This is a genomic window from Mycobacterium sp. (genome assembly GCF_035499775.1).
Lineage (GTDB): Bacteria > Actinomycetota > Actinomycetes > Mycobacteriales > Mycobacteriaceae > Mycobacterium.
Map to the genome: position 1 here is coordinate 1 of NZ_DATJYB010000266.1, position 3,018 is coordinate 3,018.

At 66.1% G+C, this 3,018-nt stretch carries 2 protein-coding genes and 1 pseudogene; 1 reads left to right on the forward strand and 2 read right to left on the reverse strand.

Features of this window, described 5'->3' with window-relative positions:
• Positions 1-227 (forward strand): annotated as a pseudogene (locus VML93_RS17250) (hypothetical protein); the annotation flags it as partial.
• A gap of 169 nt (positions 228-396) precedes the next feature.
• Here the strand turns inward: VML93_RS17250 and VML93_RS17255 are convergent.
• The gene (locus VML93_RS17255) at positions 397-1,794 is read right to left on the reverse strand and encodes an IS1380 family transposase (RefSeq protein ID WP_325612481.1); all 1,398 of its coding nucleotides are present in this window, start codon (positions 1,792-1,794) and stop codon (positions 397-399) included.
• A 317-nt stretch (positions 1,795-2,111) separates the two neighbouring features.
• Positions 2,112-3,018 (reverse strand): IS4 family transposase (locus VML93_RS17260; RefSeq protein ID WP_325612483.1); only part of this gene is annotated, 907 nt, incomplete at its 5' end.

Genomic DNA, 3,018 nt, shown 5'->3' on the forward strand with positions numbered 1-3,018 from the left:
ACGACCCCTCCATCAAGGCCAAGGCACCGATCTACGTGATCGAGGACGCGCCGTGGTCGGCGTTTCGCGACCGCGAAAACCCTTATGGCTTCACCGCTTTCGACGTGGACCCGGGCCGACCCGGCGGCAATACCTCGATCAAGGCGACGCATTACACACTGAACGGATTGTTCGGTGCGGTGACCGTGGTGGACGAGTTCACCCTGATCAAACCCCGCGGCGGCTAGCCTCGATTTTTCGTCCGGGGTGGTGCCGTGACCGCGCTCGGGGCGGGTGTGTTGGCGGGACTGGGTTTTGCGGGTTGGGCCATGCTCGGTAGCCCCGTGTCGCCGGGCGGGGCGGGCTTTCCCAGGGCCAGTGGGTCTTTCAACGTCGATCGGTCAGGTGGACGAGCGGTTATCGGAAGGCGGTGCGGATGGTCTGCCAGGCGGTCGCGATCATCGCCGCCCAGCGCCAGGTGGCGTCGATGCGGAGTCGGACTTGGCGTGCGCTGCGGGTGATGCGGGCGGCCACGTGTAGGACCCGGTAGCGGAAGGTGGCGATCTCGGCGCGGGCCAGACCGGGATGGCTGGCGAAGCCGATGAGCCGGGTCCAGGTGACCAGATCGGCGGCGGCCAGGACGATTTCGAGCCAGGCGGCGTTGGCGTCGAAGGAGTGACACGGCAGATTGCGCAGGCCGGTGGTTTTGAGTTCGCGGATGCGGTCTTCGACGCGGGCGTGCTGGCGGTGGCGTAACTCCAGACCGGCGACTTGTCCGGGCACGACACCGGCGGGGGTGTCGGTGATGAACGCGGTGACGCGCATGCCATCGGCGTCGGTGAACCGTAACTGGGCACCGGGGTGGGGTCTTTCTTTGCGCAGGATCAGCCGGGTGCCGGTCGGCCATGCCGACAGGGTGACCAGGTTGGTGGCCTCGGCAACCCAGGCGCCGTCGCGGATACCGCCGTCGGTGTCGATCGCCGGGTACCAGGCGTCACCGAGGTTGAGGGTGTCCACAGCGTCTTGCACCCGCCAATCGACGGGGTAGCCGAAGGAGAACCCCACCCCGGCGATGCGGCAGGCCGTGGCGAAATCATGGGTGGCCCCGGCGGTATCGCAGCGCACCAACACCTTCGGCGTATCGGGGCTGTGCGGGTCGGGCCGCCACGCCGGCGGCAGGGATGACAAGGCCTGTTCCAGGACGGTGATGTGGTCGGCGGCGGTATTGGAGCCAGCACGGCCGGTGCGCAGCAGCCCCGCCAGCGCTTCACCCCCGGCGATCTGCGGGCGGTCCAAAAACGCCAGCAACGGGTGATGTCCGTAGGTTTTCTTCCAGGTCGGCGCCGCCAGCTCTTTATTGTCGGAATGGTCGATCACCAGGGTGGCATCGATGTCGATATGCAGCCATTGTCCCGCTGCGGGGGCGGCTCCAGCCGCCCACGCCGCTGTCCTGGCACTCGCTCGTGCAGCTCGGACACCGGGCAGGTGTGCGGCGTCGATCCGTTCATCGACCAGCCGCCACATCGTGGTGGTCGACGCCTTCGCGCCGAACACGTGCTCACGGTCGCCGCACAGTTGTCCGACGCCGTCGATGCAATCGGCGCCGTCGGCGACCGCGGCCGCCAGATCCGCGAACACCTCCCCGGGCGCATATACCCACGGGCCGCGGTAGGTGTCCGCCAACGCGGCGGTGACCTGCGCCGATAACCCCGTCTGGTCAGCGAGCTCACGCACGACGCCCATCCCGGCATGCGACACGACGCCATGGCCGTCAGCCGACACTTTCACCCGCGACCCGACCGCGATATTCTTCACCTGCGAGGTGCCTTCCAGCTGGAACGATTGAACCGTAGAGAAGTCCAATTATTCCTTGCAGGACAGGCACTTTCGCACATCTACACCCCGAAACTCACAACATTTCGCGAAAAATCCGGGTTAGGCCCAATACCGTTTACTTAAGAATGACGGTGGGGCGGTGATGGATCGTTGGAGTGTTGCGGTGGTGGGGGTGTTTGAGCTGGTAGTTGGACATTTTGCGTTTGACGACCCGCGGATTGGCGCGGGGGCGGCGCGCGGGGAGCAGCTCGTGGAGAATTTCGGCGGTGACGCAGATTTCCGCGTCGCCGATCGCCTCAGGGGGAAAAACCGGGGTGGCTTGCGGTTGTTCGGCGGGCGGCCCGGAGTGATCGGATGAACGACAGCCTGTCTGGATCGTGCCCGTAATCGGTTGCGGCCGAATGCATCAGCCAGCGGATCGCGTAATGCACGCACAGGTAGCCGTACACCTCCTGGATCACCCCGTCGGGCATTTTGGACCGCAGCACCAGCCCCGGACCGCGCTGGTGGGTTTTCAGCTCGTCGAAGGCGGTTTCGATCTCCCACCGCTGGGTGTAGAGCTGCGCGAGTTCGGCGGCGGGCGCCGCGACTGGATCGGTGATGGTGGTAAGGAGCCGGTAGGTGCGTTCGGCGGTGTCGAGGCCGATGTCGGGATCGCCCGGCGCGAGCGTGTACTCCACGACCCGCACGTCGATGCCATCGGTGTCGTTGCGCCGTGCTTTGGTCCCGGGATAGATGCGGGACGCGAAAGAGCCATCACTGTAACGTTTGTCGACAGGCAGCACGGCATTGGACTTGATCCGCCACAGCAGGTCTGCACCGGTGCGGCGGGCTTTGGCCCACAGTGGGTAGCTGAAGAATCCGCGATCGGCCAGCAGCAGCATGCCCGGCAGCAGCGAACGCAACACCGCCTCGGCCAGCGTCTGCTCGCCTTGCCGGTAGGAACCCACCGCAGCATCGATGATCGTGTGTGAACCGCACTCCGCCAATCCCAGGACCCGGACCTGAGGAAACGCGCCACCACGGCCCTGCCCGCGCGAGGACGCCGGCCGGCCGAACCGCTCCACGTTGGCTTCGGTGTCGGTGACATCCAGGCACAGCCCGTCCATGCTCATCAACCGCCACGACCGATAGAAACCACCCGCGACCTGCGGATCAGCCAACGGCACCACCGCCTTGTCGAACAAAGCCCGCAACGGCTCA